Source organism: Aliidiomarina quisquiliarum (assembly GCF_023922585.1).
GTDB lineage: Bacteria > Pseudomonadota > Gammaproteobacteria > Enterobacterales > Alteromonadaceae > Aliidiomarina > Aliidiomarina quisquiliarum.
This window is the reverse complement of record NZ_JAMFTN010000010.1, coordinates 254,334-272,267: the sequence shown is the minus strand read 5'-3', so window position 1 is coordinate 272,267 and position 17,934 is coordinate 254,334. Positions and strand designations below refer to the sequence as shown.

The following is a 17,934-nucleotide window of genomic DNA, read 5'->3' as shown; positions in this document are numbered from 1 at the left end:
GATGATGAGAAGACTATGCCTCTTATTTTTGTTGGTTGCTCCATTGGCTTGGGTGCAAGTGTCCTGGGCACAAGAGCCTTATCCGTTGTCTGACGAGGACAAAAAGATCGTCGAAATGAGCCGCAGCATTTTACAAAGTGCTGTGGATGGTTCATCTGAATTTATCGAGCCTTTTTCACCGATTGAACAACCTGCGTCGCTCAAACACAACGATGAATGGTTGATATTTGCGTCGTCTTCACTGGGGGATTCCTCACTGAAGCAGCTATTTAAAGAGGCCAGTGCTACCGGCGCTATTGTGTTGTTTCGGGGAATTCCTGAAGGAAAGACCTTGGGGGCGGCTATCCGTGATTGGCATACCCTGATGACGGGGCTTGATCCTGTTCCTCAGGTTCGAATAGATCCGAGAGCCTTTGTGCACTGGCGGGTGACTAGCGTGCCTGCCATTTTCCGCATAGAAGATGACAAGGTGACTGCAAGTGCACTAGGGGTTTACAGCAAGGACTGGTTGCAGCGTCAAATTGAAACAGGCAATACCGGTTCATTGGGTCAACGCGGTCCTATTCATTCGATTTTAGAACCGGATTTGATGCAAGTAGCGATGCAGCGTTTACAGTCGATTGATCTGGGCGCATTAAAGAAAAAAGCCATTGAGCGTTTCTGGTCTCGCCAAACATTTACTGACTTACCCAAAGCCACGCAGTATCGGATAAGAACGGTTGATCCAACCATCGTCTTGCAGCGGCCGCTATTGGATGCCAATGGCCGAACATTGATCCCAGCAGGAACGCGTATTAACCCGCTCAAAGCCTTGCCATTTACTCAGCAGCTCGTGGTGTTTAATGCGTCGGACGCTGAAGAAGTAGACGCAGTTGCGCATTGGCTTGAGACGCAAGATAGGACACTGCGCCGCATTACGCTTATCACCACGCAGCTCGACCGTGCGCAAGGCTGGAATCGCCTCAATGCGATCGAAAAGACATTGGACAGTCCTGTTTACCTTCTCAATGTCTCGCTAAAGCAGCGCTTTGATCTGCAAGTCACCCCATCGTTTGTTCAAGCAAAGGGACTCGCGTTTGAAATAGAAGAAATTCCAGCAAAGGAGCTTGTTCATGAAAAAGCTCAATAATACGTATCGTCGGTTGCGTACTCTCGTTGTCATGCTTGTCCTGGGCGCATCTATTCCTGCTAAAGCCGAACTGACCTGCCCAGACGCGGGTTTATTGTCGGGTAAGTTGCTGACGGATGTTTGCTGGTCATGCATTTTTCCTATCCGGGTTGCAGGGCTTCCGCTTGGCTCTGGCAGTGTCCCAAGCGGCGCATCAAATAAGTCATTTTGCTTATGTGAAGACAACTTAGGCGTGCCAAGGCCAGGTATTGTTACCAGCATGTGGGAGCCAGCGCGTTTGATTGAACTGGTCAGAACGCCGGGTTGCTCGCCTTCCCTGGGAGGGATTCGTTTACCGTTAGGTGATAGGCGACTGCAAGGTGGTCATGGCGAGGGTGAATACGATACCGGTGATCTTGCTTTCTACCATTACCATTATTACGCCTTTCCGCTTTTGGTCATGCTCGATTTGTTCATGGATGGCAATTGCAATGCCGATGGTTACATGGACTTTGACTTGATGTATTTGTCCGAATTGGACCCAACATGGCTGAACGATGAACTGGCTTTTTTTACTCAGCCTGAAGCGGCGGCCGTTGCCAATCCATTGGCTATTTCGGCTTGTACCGCTGACGCTGCCTCATCGACGCTTGGTAAACCCATCGACCAGTTGTTTTGGTGTGCTGGCAGTTGGGGCCATTTATATCCCTTATCTGGCCACACTTTAGCCTTTGGCTCATTAGCAGAAAACACCAGCCATTTAGCGGCGCGTGCAATCGCGGCTCAACACAGACGTGGTCTTGCTAGACGAACAATGGGGAACAGTGCGCTATGCCGACCTGTTATCGAACCTATGCTACCGAAATCCCAATACAAGATGAGTATGTTCTTTCCTGTACCAGAAACTGAAAGTGCTCATGTTATCGGTGAAAGCACCATGAAATGGGGAGAGTGGCGAACGATCCCCGGTGCCGGTGAAGATGCGCTCTACATTTTGTGGCGCTGGCAAGACTGCTGTAACTCGGGAGGTTAACCATGAAACCAACACTTTTTACCCGAGTGTTAGCGGGTATTTTATCAATCACTATGGCGTGCCTGCCCTTACATGGCGTGGCCGCTGATGTGCAGCGTCAATCCGGCCTAAGCGGACAACAAGAAGGTAAGCAATTGCTGCAAAACTGGACGATGCCCGCACTTAACGGCAATACATTGTTGGTGCCGAGTGGCAGTGGTAATGAGTCCATTAACTTGCAAGAGCTATTTCCTGGTATGGATCAAGGCTCATTAGGTGTCTTAACGGGCGTTTATGGCTCTGATGCCAGCATGAATCAATTGGGGACGCAGCGCCAAGAGAGCATGGTATCCGAAAGTGGCGCTACGGGTGAGGCATTTCGCTCGCTACAGCAAATCAAAGACAGGTCTCGGCCAGATATGGTCAATGATCCGCTTTGGGCATTAACTGATGCGGTTCAAACTGACCCCAATCTATTAACCCAAAGCTTCCCCGGCTGTGAGTCTCAAGGTGAAGGCAGCCCAAATTACCAGCAATGTGACAGACTCAATACAGCGGTTAACAGCTGCACTATTACTCACGATTACACGGCAGGCATTATTGAGCATGTTTCAGGACCGATGAACCTTCGCTCTTGTGGTGAGGGGTGTCTTGAAGTTTGGATAGGACGAATTGGCGACAACTACTGGAGTGGTCGTTGTAAAGTGTTCGAACAGGCCATCACACTCAAAGTCGTCAACCCCGAAGCGATTACCTCAGCCGTTCTTGAGTACGCAAAATGGGATGACTACATGCAAGTGTGGCTTGGCGATCAGAAAGTCTGGTCTGGGCCGAACAATAACTTTCCACCAGAAACGGCAGGTCGCTGCGAGCTTAGTACCAGTTGGGAACGCAATCCTAATACTGACCTCACCGCCAAGCTAAAAGCGGTAGAGCCCGGTTTAGAAGTGCCAGTCAAAATTCGCGTATCGGTAACGGGTAGTGGTGAGGGCTATGCACGCATCAAGGTGCGCTTTGATCCAACCAAGGTGGTGATGAATGATAGTTGGTCACCACAGTCCTGTATCGAACAAGCAGCGGATATCCCGACGAAGTTTTCAGACTACAGCATTCAATGCACGGATCAGCCGTCTTCAACCAACGGATGTACGGTGGTCAATGGTGTTTCAGTTTGTGAATCCTACTTTGCCCCAAGCCCAGTGGCTGGCATATCGCCTTTGTGTCGGCGTGTACAAGTCAGTGTGGATGATGAAAGCTATAAAGGGATTGAAAATCAGGCCTGCCAAGTGCTTGAAGCGAACCCTTCCTGTGGCTTCATGTCGTCAGAATGTGCCGAAACCAATGATAGAGGTGAATGCATTCGTTTTACCGATACCTTTGACTGTGGATTGCAAACCAACGATCCAAAGTGCGTGGTATCCAATCTTATGCCGAGTAGTTTTGAGGCCTGTGAGCCTACTCAGACGATTACGCCATTTACTGAAACCAAGCATGTACCGGATTACCAGGTGTGCGAGAAGATCAGCACGCTTACTGAGTGTCAGTTAGAACGACGTGTATCCGCTGAAACCCATCAACAAAGCTGGTCCATTGAGCGCGGTTGCTTTAGCTCTGAAACGCTCAGCTTTGTTCCACAGCACAGCAGCACTATGCAAACTGGAAACGCGACGCTGAGAGTGTTTGATAATCAAAATACTGAGATAAAAATCACCGAGTCGCCGTCCAAGGCAAATGGCTGGAAAACGACACTCTCATTGACGGGCAACAAGGAGACGGTAACAGAGACGAAACCGTCCATTAAATACCCTGAAATGACCTGTCCAAAAGGAACCTTGGTTGGCTCATTGTGCAAGGTCGTTAATGGGTCGAATATTTCGTGGCATGAACCACAGGAAGTCACGCGTTCCAGATGTGAGTCCGGCTGGAACAAAGTCGATTTCGATACTTGCAGCCGAGAAGTTCAGAAGTGTTTGGCTCCTGCGAAACTGAGTGCTTCCTTGACCTTCTCTGGCAAATACTTAGAGCAAGACGTTGTTCATCAATCAAGTGATCCGGGCATAGACCAATGCTTGATGCAAACGGATCAGTTCACTGCGGTGCAGTGGCAGTGTTTGGATACGGGCATAAAACGAATCGACGGGTTAACAGTTGGTAGTGGCGAGTTGGCCAATCTTGGAAGCCTTTATCCGACGGTTGTTTCGTCTCCTGCTCATTTAACCAGTCGTGGCAGCTCTGATGGACTGGGGCTCTCATGCTGGAGGGCAAAAGCGACCTACAATGCTTCGACTGCTCATCCAGAGTTCAACATGGGCAGCTCAGATAGCTGGGTAGATGCCAATGGTAATACACAAACCATCGTCAATAACGGACAAAACACGACCACCAATACGTGTTCCGCGCTGGAGCAAAACCCGGCCTGCCAGTACGTCAGAACCGAATGCACTGAAGGCGGGGCTGGTCATGAAGGCTTCTGCTATATCCAAAGTTTGGTGTATGACTGCGGACAAAGCGTCGAAGTGCAAAACGCTCGAAAGGAAACTCAATACAACTGTGAGGGGCCAGTTCGCTGCATGGGCACAGATTGTTTAGAGCCAGAGTCAATCAAGCAGGCTAACTTTGCAGAGGCCGCTGCGATGCTTAATGCGGCGCAGTTTATGACCAATGATATGTCATGCACGGGAGTTGATGGCCAAGATAACGTCGAGTGTACGGTCTTTAAAGGTAATGCTGGCCAGTGCAAAAAAGCCGTTGGCGGCATAGTCGATTGCTGTGAAAAGCCAAGTGGCGTGTCGCTATCGGACTACATTACGATGATAGTGGCGGTTAACAAGCTTGATACGGCAGTCATGGCCATGAATCCGTCTTCGGCAATCTATGGCTCCTGGAATACGCTTAGGGAGCCAATCACGAGCACTTGGAGTGCGGTTAAAGAGCCTTTTGTGTCTGCATGGGACTCTCTCATGGGGGCTGGGCCATCAACGGCTGCTGGCGCGGGAGCGGAGCAAGCTGCGACTGGCTTTATGCAGGTGTTGACCAACAAAACGGCTGAGTGGGTAGGTTCTACCTTTGGTTCGGGGGCGCAATCGGCACTGTTTAGTAACGTTGGTGGCGCGGTTGGAGCCGATGGTGTTGTATCGGGTGGTAACTTTGCGCTGGGTGGCGCTGCGGGCGCGGTTCTGAGTACGGTTATGACGGCCTACATGATTTATTCAGTCACCATGATCCTCATTCAGCTTATCTGGAAATGTGAGCAGAGCGAGTTTGAAATGAACGCCAAGCGGGTATTGAAGAGTTGCCACTACGTAGGCTCTTACTGCAAGTCTAAGTTCTTAGGTGCCTGTGTTGAGAAACGGCAATCATATTGCTGCTTTACTTCGCCGCTTTCACGGATCATTCAAGAACAAGTACGTCCGCAATTGGGCCTTGGTTGGGGCAGTGCGAAGTCACCAAACTGTGAAGGTTTGACCGCGAGTCAGTTAAACCAGGTAGACTGGAGCCAAGTCAATCTCGATGAATGGATAGGTATCTTGTCGATCACGGGCAACCTACCTGAAATACCTTCACTGGATCTTGAGAGACTCACTGGCTCAGGAAGTACGCTAAACGTTGATGGAAATCGTCAGAGTGCCGCAGACAGAGCCATTGAACGGCTAAACGGAATGGATGCCCAGAAACTGCGTCAGGAGGCGACGGAAGAAATTTCGGGGAATAATTAAAAGAAATGGCTCCATTAGCCAGGGTTTGCTGGGCTAATGGAGCATATAAAAAATATTAAATATGCTTTGATTTGATTTAACTGCGACTAATTTGTAGTAGGCTAAGCTAAGTTGATGTTCGCAACAGCACATCTATTTTTTGATTTCAAAGTGGCATGTATAAGCTGTTTAAAAGTCTATCTTATCAAGCCACTCGACATGTTTTGTTCGTTCTTCTTGCTGCCATTTCAAACTCCAAACCCAATCATCTGCTCTTGGTGAACAATCAGAGCACTTATCACAATGACGTTGCTTAAATCCTAACGCAAACTCTGGTCCATCAGAGTTATCGAATGCTTTGATTAACAAGTTCCCCGTTCCAACTGTGTGCTTATGCTTTAAGCAAGTCATGATCGGCATACTTAGAGAGTGCATTCCTAGCTGTTGGGCTATCATCCCTCTCGGTCGGTAATCAACAAACATATGCTCACAATGACCAATAATATTTGTAGGGTCATAGTTGGCTAAACCTATTGCTATGAACTGACCTTCTCTCGAAGTAGGATCGTCTGGGTCCATACCAAGGTTTTTAGCCATGTAAGCAAAGAATTGCTTTTGCTCTTCAATGCTGGTTTCAAAAAGTGGTTTGGGTTGATCCTTACTCGCCATTACATTGTCAAGTGCATCCAATAACTCTTCAGAACTCGGACAATGCTCGATAATTAAATATCTAACGTCGAACTTAACAATAGTTTTGAGTTCGGACTGCAAATTGACCATAAGATACAGCTGCTCAATTTTTCTCATTTCACTAACAATTGACGAGTACATCAATACTGTGTGCAGCATCTTTTCAAGCCACTCATCTAGGAATGCAATAGCTTCATTTGAACCACGTGCATTATGAATGGTTTTAAACATACCTATAGATAATGCCACATCACACATTAAATCAGCCAAGATATTAAACTGACCGAGGTTAATCAGCCTATGGCACATGTTTATTATCTTCTGCAACTGAGCACAAGCATCATGGTATTGCTTATGTATTTCTCGGTTCATAAACAAGTATTCAAAACTATCCGATTTGAAGTTTTCATTTGAATGATGGTGCGCATGAAGTTGTTCAACTTTAAAGTTAAACAGTGAGCTTCTTGCTTTTGCTATAGCTGTAAGACGATAAGCTGACTCTTTTTGCTCTCTGGCAAAAATAATTAAGTATTCGCATAACTTAAATTGCTCTTCAACTTGTTCGTTTTTTACTTGTTTATAAGGAGCGACCTTAAAAGCATAATCGAAGTAAAGTGTAGCCAAGAACCTATCTTTAGGTGGCACAATGCGCGATTGAATAATGTCACTGGCTTGCTGATAAAGATCATTAAATGATCTAGTAAGTAGGAGTTGGTCTAACTTGATATGGTAAGCCTTGAACAAAGCGTCACCTACTTGTTCGATACATGTATTCAAAGCTTCTGGTTGCAGTGTTTTACAGTTGTTAACCGCAAGCTTAAGATCTCTTAAAGACAGAAAGTCCCAACATTCTTGAACAGCCACCAACAATTTATCGAATGTTGCGGTATCGGTTTTTTCTAGCTTTTTCTCAACGGGCAAATGGACAGTCAAAGTATCTGTAGATGAGTCTCTTACTTTCTCCAAGATCTCTTGATTGCCAGTAACAGAAACCCAGTAAATATCTTCGCTAGACACTTCAACAACTACCAATATCACTGGAATATTGAACTTGAGATAATACTGAAGACGTGCGCGAGAAACCGAGAAAGACAGCTTCTGTCCATCCTCAATAAATGAACAGTTCTCTTGGCCTTTAAGCTGAATTTTAAACACGCTTTCTTGACCAAGAGCTCTACCATTTGAATCTTTCAGCTCAATTTCACAATCAATACCATGATCATCCTGATCTTCTTGACTTCTAATAATCCAATTAAGCGGCGCTTTATAGTTAAAAATTCGTCCAGCTGCTGCGCCAATCTCACCTGCATTCATCGTGACACCTTATAAATTTAATGGCTTATATTTTAACGGGAAGCTGCAAAAATTTAAATTATAATAGAGTAAGCGGGAATAAGAGTTATTCAACTAATTTGTTCTAGCTAGTTTTCAATTAACAGCTATCTGATACATGGCAATTAGAATTACCTTGAATGCCTTTAATCTTCAAATCACGTACTTTTTCCCATTCGTCCAAAGGGTCCATTCTTGACCAAGCTTCAAATAGTTGAGTTTGTTGCCTGCTTAGTCTTAGGCCGTATTGATCACGCATGTAGAAATAAATTCTAGCAATATCACCCTGACGGTTAGCTGGTGGTTCTGCACGGCGGTCTTTGAAATCAACTTCGAAATCACATTGACCGTAGGCTCTTGGTTCATTCGGAATCATGCCAAATCGAAAATTTGATCTATCCCCGTTGAGTTCTCCTACTGATGGTACAAGGTTATGGAGATCCGACACCATTTTAGAAAACTCAGGATCATTCTTTTCACAGTTCCGACGACCACCATTTTGCCAGCATTGGCGTTGATGGCCAATTTCCCAAGCTGAGACAACGTGCTCCCACTCTAAGCGTTTTCCTCGTTTCGGTTGCTTCCTTGGTTCATATCCGCAAGATGCAGCATCAATCGCACCATCATTGTTATAACTACATCCACAGTAAAACGTACTCTGGGTGTCTTGGTAAACTTCTCGGGCAAATCGTTTTGCCTGGCTGAACGATGTTGGGTGTTCTGCAAATGCAGGGATAGCGAACAACGCTATTAAGAAGTTAACGAGTAAATTAGTTCTATTCATGTAAATTGGCCAAAAATGACAGTTAAATTCATTTTAACGATTTTGATAGAAAATACAGCAAGATGAAGAGCCCCTTCGAGAGGGGCTGGTTGATGGGAGCCTAGTTGGCTAGTTGGCGGGGTTATCTGTTTCCTCTTCAGTGATATCGTCATCGGTTGAAGGCACCGCTTGCTCAACTTCTGCTTCTTTACCCTTAGCTTGGGCTGATTTTCGTGCTCGAATTTCGATATCAATAATGCGTCGTGCAAGTTTGATAATGCGCTGTTGCCATGCGTAGTTGCCATCAACACGTTGTTTGTTGCTAAGCACGCTAGACAACCAGAGTGTGTCCATTGAGATCATCAACGCATCGAGTTTGCGAACTAAGCCGACAAACTGGCCAACCTGAGGCGAGCTGATTTTGGCGTTGAAGGTAATCGGGTCGGTGTAGTCAGGTACTTCATCGATGCCGTTGGACTCCATCAGTTTGTCCAAACGAGCTTGTTCGTTGTCTACCGCTTTAGCGCAATCCTCGATCAACTGGCTAATGATCTGTTCCACTTCATCAATTTCGTTCTCATCGCCAATGATGCGCAGGATGACATCGATTCCGTAAAGCGCACTGACCGTCCGTCTAAAAACACGGTCAACGACACGTTGCGCCTGTAAGCTGTTAATTGTGAATGATTGTTCAAAGATGGGTTTTGAGTAATTGGGTTTTGCTTGGGCCATAAGTTTGCTCCTGATATGACAATAATCAGTCCCTAGACTAATCCTCTGTGAGGTAATGGCCTTTCAGCTAGGTGGAAGAATTGAGCATCTTTCTAACTATCCTGTCTGGATAAGACGGTTACACTGACTATCAAATATTGCTGATCTGTTTCAGTGATATCTGCGCCTGAGAGCATGAGCTCAAAGGAAGCCCGCCGCTGAGTTTTCTCAGTGGTACTAAGAGGTAGCTAGCCTCCTTAAACAAATAGCCTGCATGTTTTTACATGCTCAACCATGCGTTCCTTACGGTTCGCCTTTTCACCACCCAGCTGGGGGAGTTTTCCCCAGTTGGGGGTGACTCCTTCAAAACCAACTTAAGGAGTCACCAATGGAATATATCTTCGGATTTATTATCCAAATCGCAGGCATCATGTTGCTTGCAAAACTGAGCTGGTCGCTTTTGCGATTGCTTGCTCGTCAAAGCGTGCGCCCGTTTCGATTTGTGCTTACTCAAATCAAGCGATTGCTCACACCAACACCAAAACGTCGTCCAATGGCAGTGCCTAAAGCTCCTGGTATGCCCCGTTTGACATCTGCGTTTTACAAAGAGCCACATCAGTACGACATGGCTTTACTCGAAATACCAACCTATCTGCGTCGTCAGTCTTCTTTGCCCAGCCGGGTAGAAGCAACTGTGTGCACAGAGTTCAACTAAGACGAGGAGAACATCATGAAAAACCAAGTAACACTCATAGGCTACGTTGGCTCTGAGCCAGAGACGCGAGCCTATCCATCAGGTGATTTAGTGACCAGCATTTCACTGGCCACTTCTGAGAAATGGCGCGACCGTCAATCCAATGAGCTCAAAGAGCATACGGAATGGCATCGGGTCGTTTTTCGAGATCGTGGTGGATTTAAGTTAGGGCTAAGGGCAAAAGATTTAATCCAAAAAGGAGCGAAGCTTTTTGTACAAGGGCCTCAGCGCACGCGCTCATGGGAGAAAGATGGTATTAAGCATCGATTGACCGAAGTTGACGCGGACGAGTTTCTGCTTCTTGATAGTGTGAACAAAGCATCTGAGCCATCAGCGGCGGATGATGCGGGCTCCCAAGCTAATTGGGCACAGACTTATCCTGAACCAGATTTTTAACCGAGCAAGAACGCTTTAACCCAGCCGGGAGTACTTTCCCGTCAGGGGCAGACTCCCACTTTGATTGTCGGAGTCCACAATGGAAAAACCAAAGCTAATCCAACGCTTTGCTGAGCGCTTTAGTGTCGATCCAAACAAACTGTTCGATACCCTAAAAGCAACAGCATTCAAGCAACGTGACGGTAGTGCACCGACCAATGAGCAGATGATGGCGCTCTTGGTGGTTGCAGATCAGTACGGCTTGAACCCTTTCACCAAAGAGATTTTTGCGTTCCCTGATAAACAAGCTGGAATTATTCCAGTGGTAGGTGTCGATGGATGGTCTCGCATCATCAATCAACACGACCAGTTTGATGGCATGGAGTTTAAGACTTCAGAAAACAAAGTCTCCCTAGATGGCGCGAAAGAATGCCCGGAATGGATGGAATGCATCATCTATCGGCGCGACCGTTCGCACCCAGTCAAAATCACTGAGTATTTGGATGAAGTCTATCGACCGCCTTTTGAAGGTAACGGCAAAAATGGCCCTTACCGGGTAGATGGTCCATGGCAGACGCACACTAAGCGAATGCTAAGACATAAATCCATGATCCAGTGTTCCCGCATTGCGTTTGGCTTTGTGGGAATTTTCGATCAAGACGAAGCGGAGCGAATTATCGAAGGCCAAGCAACACACGTTGTTGAGCCATCGGTGATTTCACCCGAGCAAGTTGATGATCGAACCCGAGGGCTTGTTTACAAGCTTATCGAGCGGGCGGAAGCTTCAAACGCATGGAATAGTGCATTGGAATATGCCAATGAACATTTTCAAGGTGTTGAGCTGACGTTTGCGAAACAAGAAATCTTTAATGCACAGCAACAGGCAGCCAAAGCGCTCACACAGCCTTTAGCTTCTTAGCGCCACGCATTCATTTTACTAACCCTGGCGGGATTATTCTCCCGTCAGGGGGAAGGTCTCGTCTTTTTTTGGAGATCTTCCATGACTAAATCAGCCTCACTTTTTCGCTTCGTATTGGTTGTTGCCCTTGTCTTAGGTTCGATTCAAGCCGGTATAGCGGCAATTGATTCGGTTCAAACAAGTGTTGTTCAGCATCAAACAGCGTTAGCACAAGCTGCAAAGTAACCACTAAACCCTGAAGGGGAGTTCTCTCCTTCAGGGGAGTCTCCCCTCAAAGGAGGCAATATGAAGGTTATCGACCTATCACAACGTACTCCTGCATGGCACCAGTGGCGCATTGCAGGGGTTACGGCATCTGAAGCCCCAATTATTATGGGGCGTTCACCCTACAAAACACCTTGGCGATTATGGGCAGAAAAAACGGGATTCGTATTACCGGAAGACCTGTCGAATAATCCTAATGTGCTTCGCGGTATACGGTTGGAGCCTCAAGCAAGGCGAGCATTTGAGAATGCGCATAATGACTTTCTTCTGCCTCTATGTGCAGAAGCCGATCATAACGCAATCTTTCGAGCCAGCTTTGATGGCATCAACGATGCGGGCGAACCCGTTGAACTGAAATGTCCTTGCCAGTCAGTTTTTGAGGATGTGCAAGTTCACCGAGAACAAAGCGAGGCGTACCAGTTGTATTGGGTGCAGGTACAGCATCAAATACTGGTCGCCAATAGCACGCGAGGTTGGTTGGTTTTCTATTTTGAGGATCAACTGATTGAGTTTGAAATACAACGAGACGCGGCGTTCTTAACTGAGTTGCAAGAAACAGCGCTTCAGTTTTGGGAGTTAGTACAGACCAAAAAAGAACCGTCAAAATGCCCTGAGCAAGATTGTTTTGTTCCCAAGGGTGAAGCCCAATACCGTTGGACATCGCTGTCTCGACAGTATTGCTCAGCACATGCCGAAGTGGTCCGACTGGAAAATCACATTAAATCTTTGAAAGAGGAAATGCGAGACGCCCAGTCAAAATTGGTCGCCATGATGGGTAACTACGCTCATGCCGACTATGCTGGGGTCAAACTCAGCCGCTACATGATGGCGGGCACGGTGGACTATAAGCAATTGGCCACCGATAAGTTAGGCGAGCTGGATGAACAGGTTTTAGCCGCTTACCGAAAAGCGCCACAAGAGCGGTTGCGCATTAGCACCAATAAGCCAGAGCAGCCCGTTGAAACACCAATCAAAATCAGTCTTGAGCAAGATAACTTGGTTCTGCCAGGTGACTCGCCGAGCTCATTTTACTTTTAACGTTCACTTGGAGCCGATTTCGGCTCCTTTCTCATGCGCTTACATCGAGTGCATCAGAAAGCAGTTTCACTCGTAGCCAATGCTGGGTACGAATGATAGAGCGAGCTGAACTCTTACATACACAGCCATACCATAATCAACACACCACCCGACGGGGACTTCATTCCCTGTTGGGGCATGGGGCCTCGTCAAAACTAATGAGGTTTACCATGACTGAACAATCCCCATTTTTGGTTCAAGTGAATCAAGCGTTTAATGTCCCGGCTCCTGATGCTTTCGTTCTGGAAGGATTTGGTGCCGACACTACCCATCCAAACATTCCCGTTCGCAAGGACGAGTATGTTTTTAGAAAAGAAGACTTACGTGACGTATTGGCGTTCTTGTCTCACCCTGACGGTGACGGTTTGTATATTACAGGCCCCACGGGATGCGGTAAGACCTCGCTAATTTGCCAAGTTGCTTCTCGATTGAATTGGCCTGTTCAGCAAATTACTGCGCACGGTCGATTGGAGTTGTCCGATCTTATCGGTCACCACACGCTGGTTAATGGCAACATGACCTTTGTGTATGGACCGCTGGCACTGGCTGTCAAACATGGCCATTTGCTGATCATTAATGAAATGGATCTTGCTGAGCCTGCTGAACTAGCTGGGCTCAATGACATTTTGGAAGGTGCCCCGTTGGTCATCGCACAAAATGGCGGTGAGATCATCATGCCACATAACAAGTTTCGTTTTATCGCAACCGGCAATAGTGCGGGCAGCGGTGACCAGACGGGCTTGTATCAAGGTGTGCTTCAACAGAATTTGGCTTTTCTTGATCGCTTTAGAATCATCGAAGCGACCTATGCAGAGCCTTCTGTAGAGGAAGCCATTCTGGAGAACGTTGCGCCGGGCTTGCCAGAAGTCTTTCGCCAAAAAATGGTGAAGGTGGCTGGTGACATTCGTCGTCTTTTTATTGGGGGCGCGGATGGCGGTGCGGAGCTTAGTATCACCATGTCCACTCGGACCTTGGTGCGCTGGGCAAAGTTAACACTTGCTTTTAAAGGTGCTCCTAACGCAGTGGAGTATGCACTGGTTCGGTCTTTGACGGCTCGTGCTGAGTTGGAGCAACGAGAAGCCATTCACCGTATTGCTGCTGATGTATTCGGTGATCACTGGGAGGATTGATGATGGAAAAGTGCTTTGCTCTTTACCGTTACAGTCATTCTGATGGGACAGCCAAAGAATGGGCCATTTATGTTGGAGCAGATAACCAGGAGATTGAAGTTCGGTTTGGAAAAGCCGGTCAATTGTCGCAGCAGCGATTGATTGATTCGACTGATCCTAACGCTGAAGCAGACCGACGAATCAATGAGAAAATCAACAAGGGTTATCGATTTGTTGGACACGTCGGTATTGATCATCAAGGGCGGCCATTTGAACTCTCAAATGCGCTTGATAGCGTCGCGTGCGCCAATAACGTCAGTTGGGAGTTTCGTACTCGCAAGGACGTCAATGGCCAAATCTCGCTGGCGCAAAAAGCGTTGTTCGATATGGCAAAGCTGCTTGAAGCCTATGGCTTGGCTGTTATTGATGATAACCAGGTCAGGATTGGAGAATGGTCATTAGCGTTTTGCAAAAGCGGATTACCTAGTACCAATCAAATCAGCATGGTGTCAGGTGAAGGCGCTGGCATTGTTAACACTGATGATGGCCCGTGGCCATTGTTGCTGTTACTGGCCTTTAAGCGTCAATTACCACCACTGTGTTCGCTTACAGTAGCGAGTCCTGAAGGGATAGAAGTATCCGACCAACTGAAGTTGGAAAAAGATGTATTGCGTTTGCTAGGCAGTGATTTAGAGCGGGTTCGCCCGATAGCTGAAGCACTGGACTTAATGCCTGCGAAGATCGATCTCAACCAATCGTCGCCTGATTCGCAAAATTACTATTTCTGATAGTGATGTTGCCATTAGCGCGTCAACTACTACCACCCAAACGGGGGCCATTGCTCCTGCTGGGAGTGGTGCGTCCCCATCTCGCATGAGGATGCACTATGAGTATTCAAACCCTCGACAAACTTTTGATTTGTCACATCGACTGTTCCATCTGGAGCGGTAGAAAAAAACTAAGGCCTGAAGATTTCAGATTAGCCAATGGCAGCCAACTTCCACCGAAGGATGTTGCCAGCTTAGGGAGTAAAAAAATTTGCGACCCTGAGGCATTGGCGAACTTTGAAAGGCTTAAGAAAGAAGCGCAGCGCTTGTGTGAGCAAGTCGGCGTGCGGTTCTTAGGTGGCTATGCCGTCCCTGAAGACCGAATTGATCAGATTGTTCCAGAGCTTGACCGGATCGGTCAGGAGTTTGCGCAGTGTAAGCAGTTGTTCTTGGACAACTATGATCAGGTGACGTTTGACTGGGTTGCGAAACACCCGGAATTTGCAGATGCAATCCGACGTGCATTATCACCCATCGAAGACGTGGAACAACGGCTTCAGTTCGATTATGCCATTTATCGAATGCAACCAGCTGAACAAGCTGGTGGATTAGATGACAAGGTCAATGGCATGGGACACACCCTCTTTAGGGAGGTGGCTCGTGATGCCAATGAACTGTTTGAGCGTTCCGTTGCAGGTAAGAATCAAATCAGCCAGCGAGCTCTTAATCCTCTGAAGCGGTTAAGAGACAAGTTGGATGGTTTGTCATTCCTGGATCACCGAGTTCAGCCAATGGTTGAAGCGATGGACAATTTATTTGTTCGTCTGCCGAAGACCGGCCCTGTGACAGACAATCTCTATCACGAACTGATGGCGACCATTTTAATTTTGTCTGATCCAGACAAGATGAGAATGCACGGTGAAGGTCAATTGGATATCAGACAACTGATGCCCAAACCTGAACCTAAACCCGCACAGCCAGTATCTGCTCAGGCAGATAACTTACGTGCAATACCACAACCAACCGTCAGACCAAACCTTGGTTCGACTGTACCAAACTCATTTTATTTCTAACGTCCTTGAGGGCATGTTGCCCTTAAGGGCGCATGTCCTCTGAACTATGTAAGAGGAAATTATGCAATCAACCATCCATAACCCCAGCCAACTGAACCAGTTTGAAGCACATTTTCGTGGTGTGACTGATGCGGTTGAAAGTGAATCGATACCAGAAGTGGCGTGTTGTCGAACGTTAGTACAACGATCGTACTCAACACATAGTGTCGTGATCCCCAAGAACCCTGTTTTGATCGCAGATGCGGACGCACAAGGAGCTTGGGTAACGGCCATGGTATTTGTTCCAAACATGGCATTGCAGCAAACCGCTTTTGAGCGGGCCTGGCTGCAATATCAACACGAGGTGTCTACTCAGTTACAAGACCAGTACGGTCTGACATTGGATGACATCCTGAGTTTAGACCAGCTTAAAACGTCATTTGAGCAGCACGAGAGTCCAGCTCAATTGGTGGCTTGGTTAGGTCAAAAATACGATCTGGATAAGCTAAAAGCACAGGTTTAAACACTCACATTCCCAGCGGGGAAACGCTCCCGCTGAGGGAGTATTCCCCCTAATGATTAGGAGACTCCCATGAATCATCCATTAAAAAACGCACTGCCAATCGTTGCCGCCGCTTATGGCGAAAAGTTTGGTGTGAAGGTGCTTATTCAAGGACAAGATGCGTTTACCGATGGTGAGCGGATTGTGATCCCAACAGCAAACCCAGACGACCCACACTATCAACAGATAGCTTGGGGTTATCTGGCTCATGAAGCGGCGCATATTCGGCATACCAATTTTGACATGGTGCAGAAGGCGTCGTCCAAGCCGATCCGTAAGGCACTTCTCAATATCATTGAGGACGTTCGCATTGAAAACGAATTGGCAAAGGATTACCCCGGAACCCGGCGCAGTATTTCGCAAGTGATTGAGTACATGGTGGACACACAGCAAATGTGTGTACCTGAACAGCCTGAGCCTGCATCTAACTTGCAAGCCTGGTTGTTGTTTCGCTTGAGATGCCATTTTCTGGGCCAGAAAGCACTGACGCCTTTGTATCAAGCTGTTGATGAAAGAGTGAGACAACTCTTTCCTGCCGCAGCGATGAGCCGGTTAAGCGCCATGCTGACAGCAGTGCCTAGCCTGGCATCTACAGGTGAAGTGCTGAAACTTGTCGATGCCATCGTTGCCATGTTGGAAGAAGAATCTCGTCCACCACAGGATGAGTCGGATGCTGATAACGGTGATGACATTGGACAAGATGCGAGTAATGACAGCAATAGCAGTAGTGACAGTCAAACCCCGGAAACAGGTTCGTCTGCAACGGGGGATGCTGCTGAAACGGGAGATTCTGATAACTCTGATCAAGCTGACAATTTGCGACAAGCCTTAGAGGCCAGTGCCGCTCAGTTTGAATCCGATACCTTTGCACAAGTGGCAGAAGTGTTGTCGGAACAAGCTGAAGGACATCAGGGTGTCACTCCACTCAGTTTGCCCCAAGCAGAGCAGGCTATGTTGGGTGATGAGGCCATTTTGACCTTATCGGCGTCTGAGTCCGCTCAAATTCGAGCCAGGCTTAGGGGCATGGTTCAGTCCAGTCAGGACAATCGGAATCATGCCAAACGGCACGGTCTTCGAGTTGCAACCCATCGTCTTGCCGCCTCACAAGCAGGTGAATCGAGATTGTTTATTCAAAGGCAGCCGCGCATTGCGCCTAATGCTGCTGTGCACTTGCTTGTCGATATATCGGGCTCAATGGGTAAGCCCATTGGCGAAGGTAATCGCAAGTACTTTCATGTTGCCAATGAAGCCGCTTTGGCTTTGGCCATGGCATTGGAAGGTATACCGGGTGTTGTACCTGCGGTCAGTTATTTTCCTGGTATTCATCAGGAAGTATCTATCGCGTTATTGCCCAAGCAATCGGTTCGACATCGGGCCGCCTGTTTTGACCAAAAACCACGAGGTTGTACGCCTATGGCACAAGCTATGTGGTTTGCGGCAAACAGTTTGTTGGCACAAAAACAGAAGCGAAAGCTAATGATAGTGCTAACGGATGGTGACCCAGATGATTGGGCTGCCACGCATGACATTGTTGACCGGTGCAGACGCAGTGGCTTTGAGCTGCTGGGGATCGGGATTCAAACACGCAGTGTTGAGAAATTCTTTCCTCAAAGCATTGTGATTAATGACGTCAAAGATCTAAAGCGTGAGTTATTCGAAGTAACACAACAACTGTTAATTCAGTAACCACATCAATTTTACCACCCTGCGGGGACGATTCCGTCTCCGTCAGGGCATGGGTTCG

General features: G+C 47.4%; 16 protein-coding genes. 13 read left to right on the top strand and 3 right to left on the bottom strand.

The genetic code is table 11. The features are described from left to right. The first annotated feature begins 1 nt into the window (after position 1). Genes M1L23_RS02100 through traN form a run of 3 tightly spaced genes read left to right on the top strand, consistent with a single transcriptional unit; the run spans position 2 to position 5,836 of the window. Positions 2-1,129, top strand: coding sequence for a TrbC family F-type conjugative pilus assembly protein (locus tag M1L23_RS02100; RefSeq protein ID WP_476726589.1), 1,128 nt, complete (start codon positions 2-4; stop codon positions 1,127-1,129). Next, on the top strand, positions 1,113-2,141 hold the full coding sequence (locus tag M1L23_RS02095) for a TraU family protein (RefSeq protein ID WP_099821795.1): 1,029 nt from the start codon (positions 1,113-1,115) through the stop codon (positions 2,139-2,141). The genes M1L23_RS02100 and M1L23_RS02095 overlap by 17 nt, the downstream gene beginning before the upstream one ends. Positions 2,142-2,143: 2 nt before the next feature. Next, on the top strand, positions 2,144-5,836 hold the full coding sequence (traN, locus tag M1L23_RS02090; RefSeq protein ID WP_252625353.1) for a conjugal transfer protein TraN: 3,693 nt from the start codon (positions 2,144-2,146) through the stop codon (positions 5,834-5,836). A 168-nt stretch (positions 5,837-6,004) separates the two neighbouring features. Here traN and M1L23_RS02085 read toward each other — a convergent pair whose 3' ends face one another. The 3 genes from M1L23_RS02085 to M1L23_RS02075 form a co-directional block, all read right to left on the bottom strand. Beyond that, complete coding sequence (locus M1L23_RS02085; protein WP_252625352.1) at positions 6,005-7,819, bottom strand: DUF4365 domain-containing protein; 1,815 nt, start codon at positions 7,817-7,819, stop codon at positions 6,005-6,007. 118 nt (positions 7,820-7,937) lie between these two features. Continuing rightward, a complete protein-coding gene (locus tag M1L23_RS02080; protein WP_099821798.1) occupies positions 7,938-8,621 on the bottom strand; it encodes an endonuclease in 684 nt (227 codons plus the stop codon). Between the two features lie 108 nt (positions 8,622-8,729). Next, positions 8,730-9,332 carry a hypothetical protein gene (locus tag M1L23_RS02075; protein WP_000035786.1) on the bottom strand — a complete coding sequence of 201 codons (603 nt, stop codon included), beginning with the start codon at positions 9,330-9,332 and terminating at the stop codon, positions 8,730-8,732. Between the two features lie 367 nt (positions 9,333-9,699). Between M1L23_RS02075 and M1L23_RS02070 the strand changes: the two genes are divergently transcribed. The 10 genes from M1L23_RS02070 (at position 9,700) to M1L23_RS02025 (ending at position 17,876) form a co-directional block, all read left to right on the top strand. Then, positions 9,700-10,026: a hypothetical protein gene (locus M1L23_RS02070; RefSeq protein WP_000455722.1), complete on the top strand. Its 327-nt coding sequence runs from the start codon at positions 9,700-9,702 to the stop codon at positions 10,024-10,026. Positions 10,027-10,041: 15 nt separating this feature from the next. Beyond that, on the top strand, positions 10,042-10,461 hold the full coding sequence (locus M1L23_RS02065) for a single-stranded DNA-binding protein (RefSeq protein ID WP_008844793.1): 420 nt from the start codon (positions 10,042-10,044) through the stop codon (positions 10,459-10,461). A 79-nt stretch (positions 10,462-10,540) separates the two neighbouring features. After that, positions 10,541-11,359 (top strand): phage recombination protein Bet, encoded by an 819-nt coding sequence (bet, locus tag M1L23_RS02060; protein ID WP_099821799.1) that lies wholly within the window; start codon positions 10,541-10,543, stop codon positions 11,357-11,359. A gap of 81 nt (positions 11,360-11,440) precedes the next feature. Then, complete coding sequence (locus M1L23_RS02055) at positions 11,441-11,584, top strand: hypothetical protein (RefSeq protein WP_162837524.1); 144 nt, start codon at positions 11,441-11,443, stop codon at positions 11,582-11,584. Positions 11,585-11,644: 60 nt separating this feature from the next. After that, entirely contained in the window at positions 11,645-12,661 is a 1,017-nt protein-coding gene (locus M1L23_RS02050) for a YqaJ viral recombinase family nuclease (protein WP_252625351.1), read from the top strand. Between the two features lie 209 nt (positions 12,662-12,870). Continuing rightward, positions 12,871-13,830 (top strand): AAA family ATPase, encoded by a 960-nt coding sequence (locus M1L23_RS02045; RefSeq protein ID WP_096036065.1) that lies wholly within the window; start codon positions 12,871-12,873, stop codon positions 13,828-13,830. Positions 13,831-13,832: 2 nt separating this feature from the next. Then, entirely contained in the window at positions 13,833-14,597 is a 765-nt protein-coding gene (locus tag M1L23_RS02040) for a hypothetical protein (protein ID WP_476726591.1), read from the top strand. 98 nt (positions 14,598-14,695) lie between these two features. Further along, on the top strand, positions 14,696-15,649 hold the full coding sequence (locus M1L23_RS02035) for a DUF3150 domain-containing protein (RefSeq protein ID WP_000027441.1): 954 nt from the start codon (positions 14,696-14,698) through the stop codon (positions 15,647-15,649). A gap of 61 nt (positions 15,650-15,710) precedes the next feature. Beyond that, on the top strand, positions 15,711-16,151 hold the full coding sequence (locus tag M1L23_RS02030) for a hypothetical protein (protein ID WP_024015929.1): 441 nt from the start codon (positions 15,711-15,713) through the stop codon (positions 16,149-16,151). Between the two features lie 69 nt (positions 16,152-16,220). Next, positions 16,221-17,876 carry a VWA domain-containing protein gene (locus M1L23_RS02025; protein ID WP_154634130.1) on the top strand — a complete coding sequence of 552 codons (1,656 nt, stop codon included), beginning with the start codon at positions 16,221-16,223 and terminating at the stop codon, positions 17,874-17,876. The last annotated feature ends 58 nt before the right edge of the window (positions 17,877-17,934 follow it).

Coding starts and splice junctions, on each gene's coding strand:
- M1L23_RS02085 (WP_252625352.1), bottom strand. CDS start 7,819: ATGAATGCAGGTGAGATTGGCGCAGCAGCTGGACGAATTTTTAACTAT.
- M1L23_RS02055 (WP_162837524.1), top strand. CDS start 11,441: ATGACTAAATCAGCCTCACTTTTTCGCTTCGTATTGGTTGTTGCCCTT.
- M1L23_RS02035 (WP_000027441.1), top strand. CDS start 14,696: ATGAGTATTCAAACCCTCGACAAACTTTTGATTTGTCACATCGACTGT.
- M1L23_RS02040 (WP_476726591.1), top strand. CDS start 13,833: ATGGAAAAGTGCTTTGCTCTTTACCGTTACAGTCATTCTGATGGGACA.
- M1L23_RS02080 (WP_099821798.1), bottom strand. CDS start 8,621: ATGAATAGAACTAATTTACTCGTTAACTTCTTAATAGCGTTGTTCGCT.
- M1L23_RS02070 (WP_000455722.1), top strand. CDS start 9,700: ATGGAATATATCTTCGGATTTATTATCCAAATCGCAGGCATCATGTTG.
- M1L23_RS02095 (WP_099821795.1), top strand. CDS start 1,113: ATGAAAAAGCTCAATAATACGTATCGTCGGTTGCGTACTCTCGTTGTC.
- traN (WP_252625353.1), top strand. CDS start 2,144: ATGAAACCAACACTTTTTACCCGAGTGTTAGCGGGTATTTTATCAATC.
- M1L23_RS02045 (WP_096036065.1), top strand. CDS start 12,871: ATGACTGAACAATCCCCATTTTTGGTTCAAGTGAATCAAGCGTTTAAT.
- M1L23_RS02030 (WP_024015929.1), top strand. CDS start 15,711: ATGCAATCAACCATCCATAACCCCAGCCAACTGAACCAGTTTGAAGCA.
- M1L23_RS02050 (WP_252625351.1), top strand. CDS start 11,645: ATGAAGGTTATCGACCTATCACAACGTACTCCTGCATGGCACCAGTGG.
- M1L23_RS02065 (WP_008844793.1), top strand. CDS start 10,042: ATGAAAAACCAAGTAACACTCATAGGCTACGTTGGCTCTGAGCCAGAG.
- M1L23_RS02100 (WP_476726589.1), top strand. CDS start 2: ATGATGAGAAGACTATGCCTCTTATTTTTGTTGGTTGCTCCATTGGCT.
- M1L23_RS02075 (WP_000035786.1), bottom strand. CDS start 9,332: ATGGCCCAAGCAAAACCCAATTACTCAAAACCCATCTTTGAACAATCA.
- M1L23_RS02025 (WP_154634130.1), top strand. CDS start 16,221: ATGAATCATCCATTAAAAAACGCACTGCCAATCGTTGCCGCCGCTTAT.
- bet (WP_099821799.1), top strand. CDS start 10,541: ATGGAAAAACCAAAGCTAATCCAACGCTTTGCTGAGCGCTTTAGTGTC.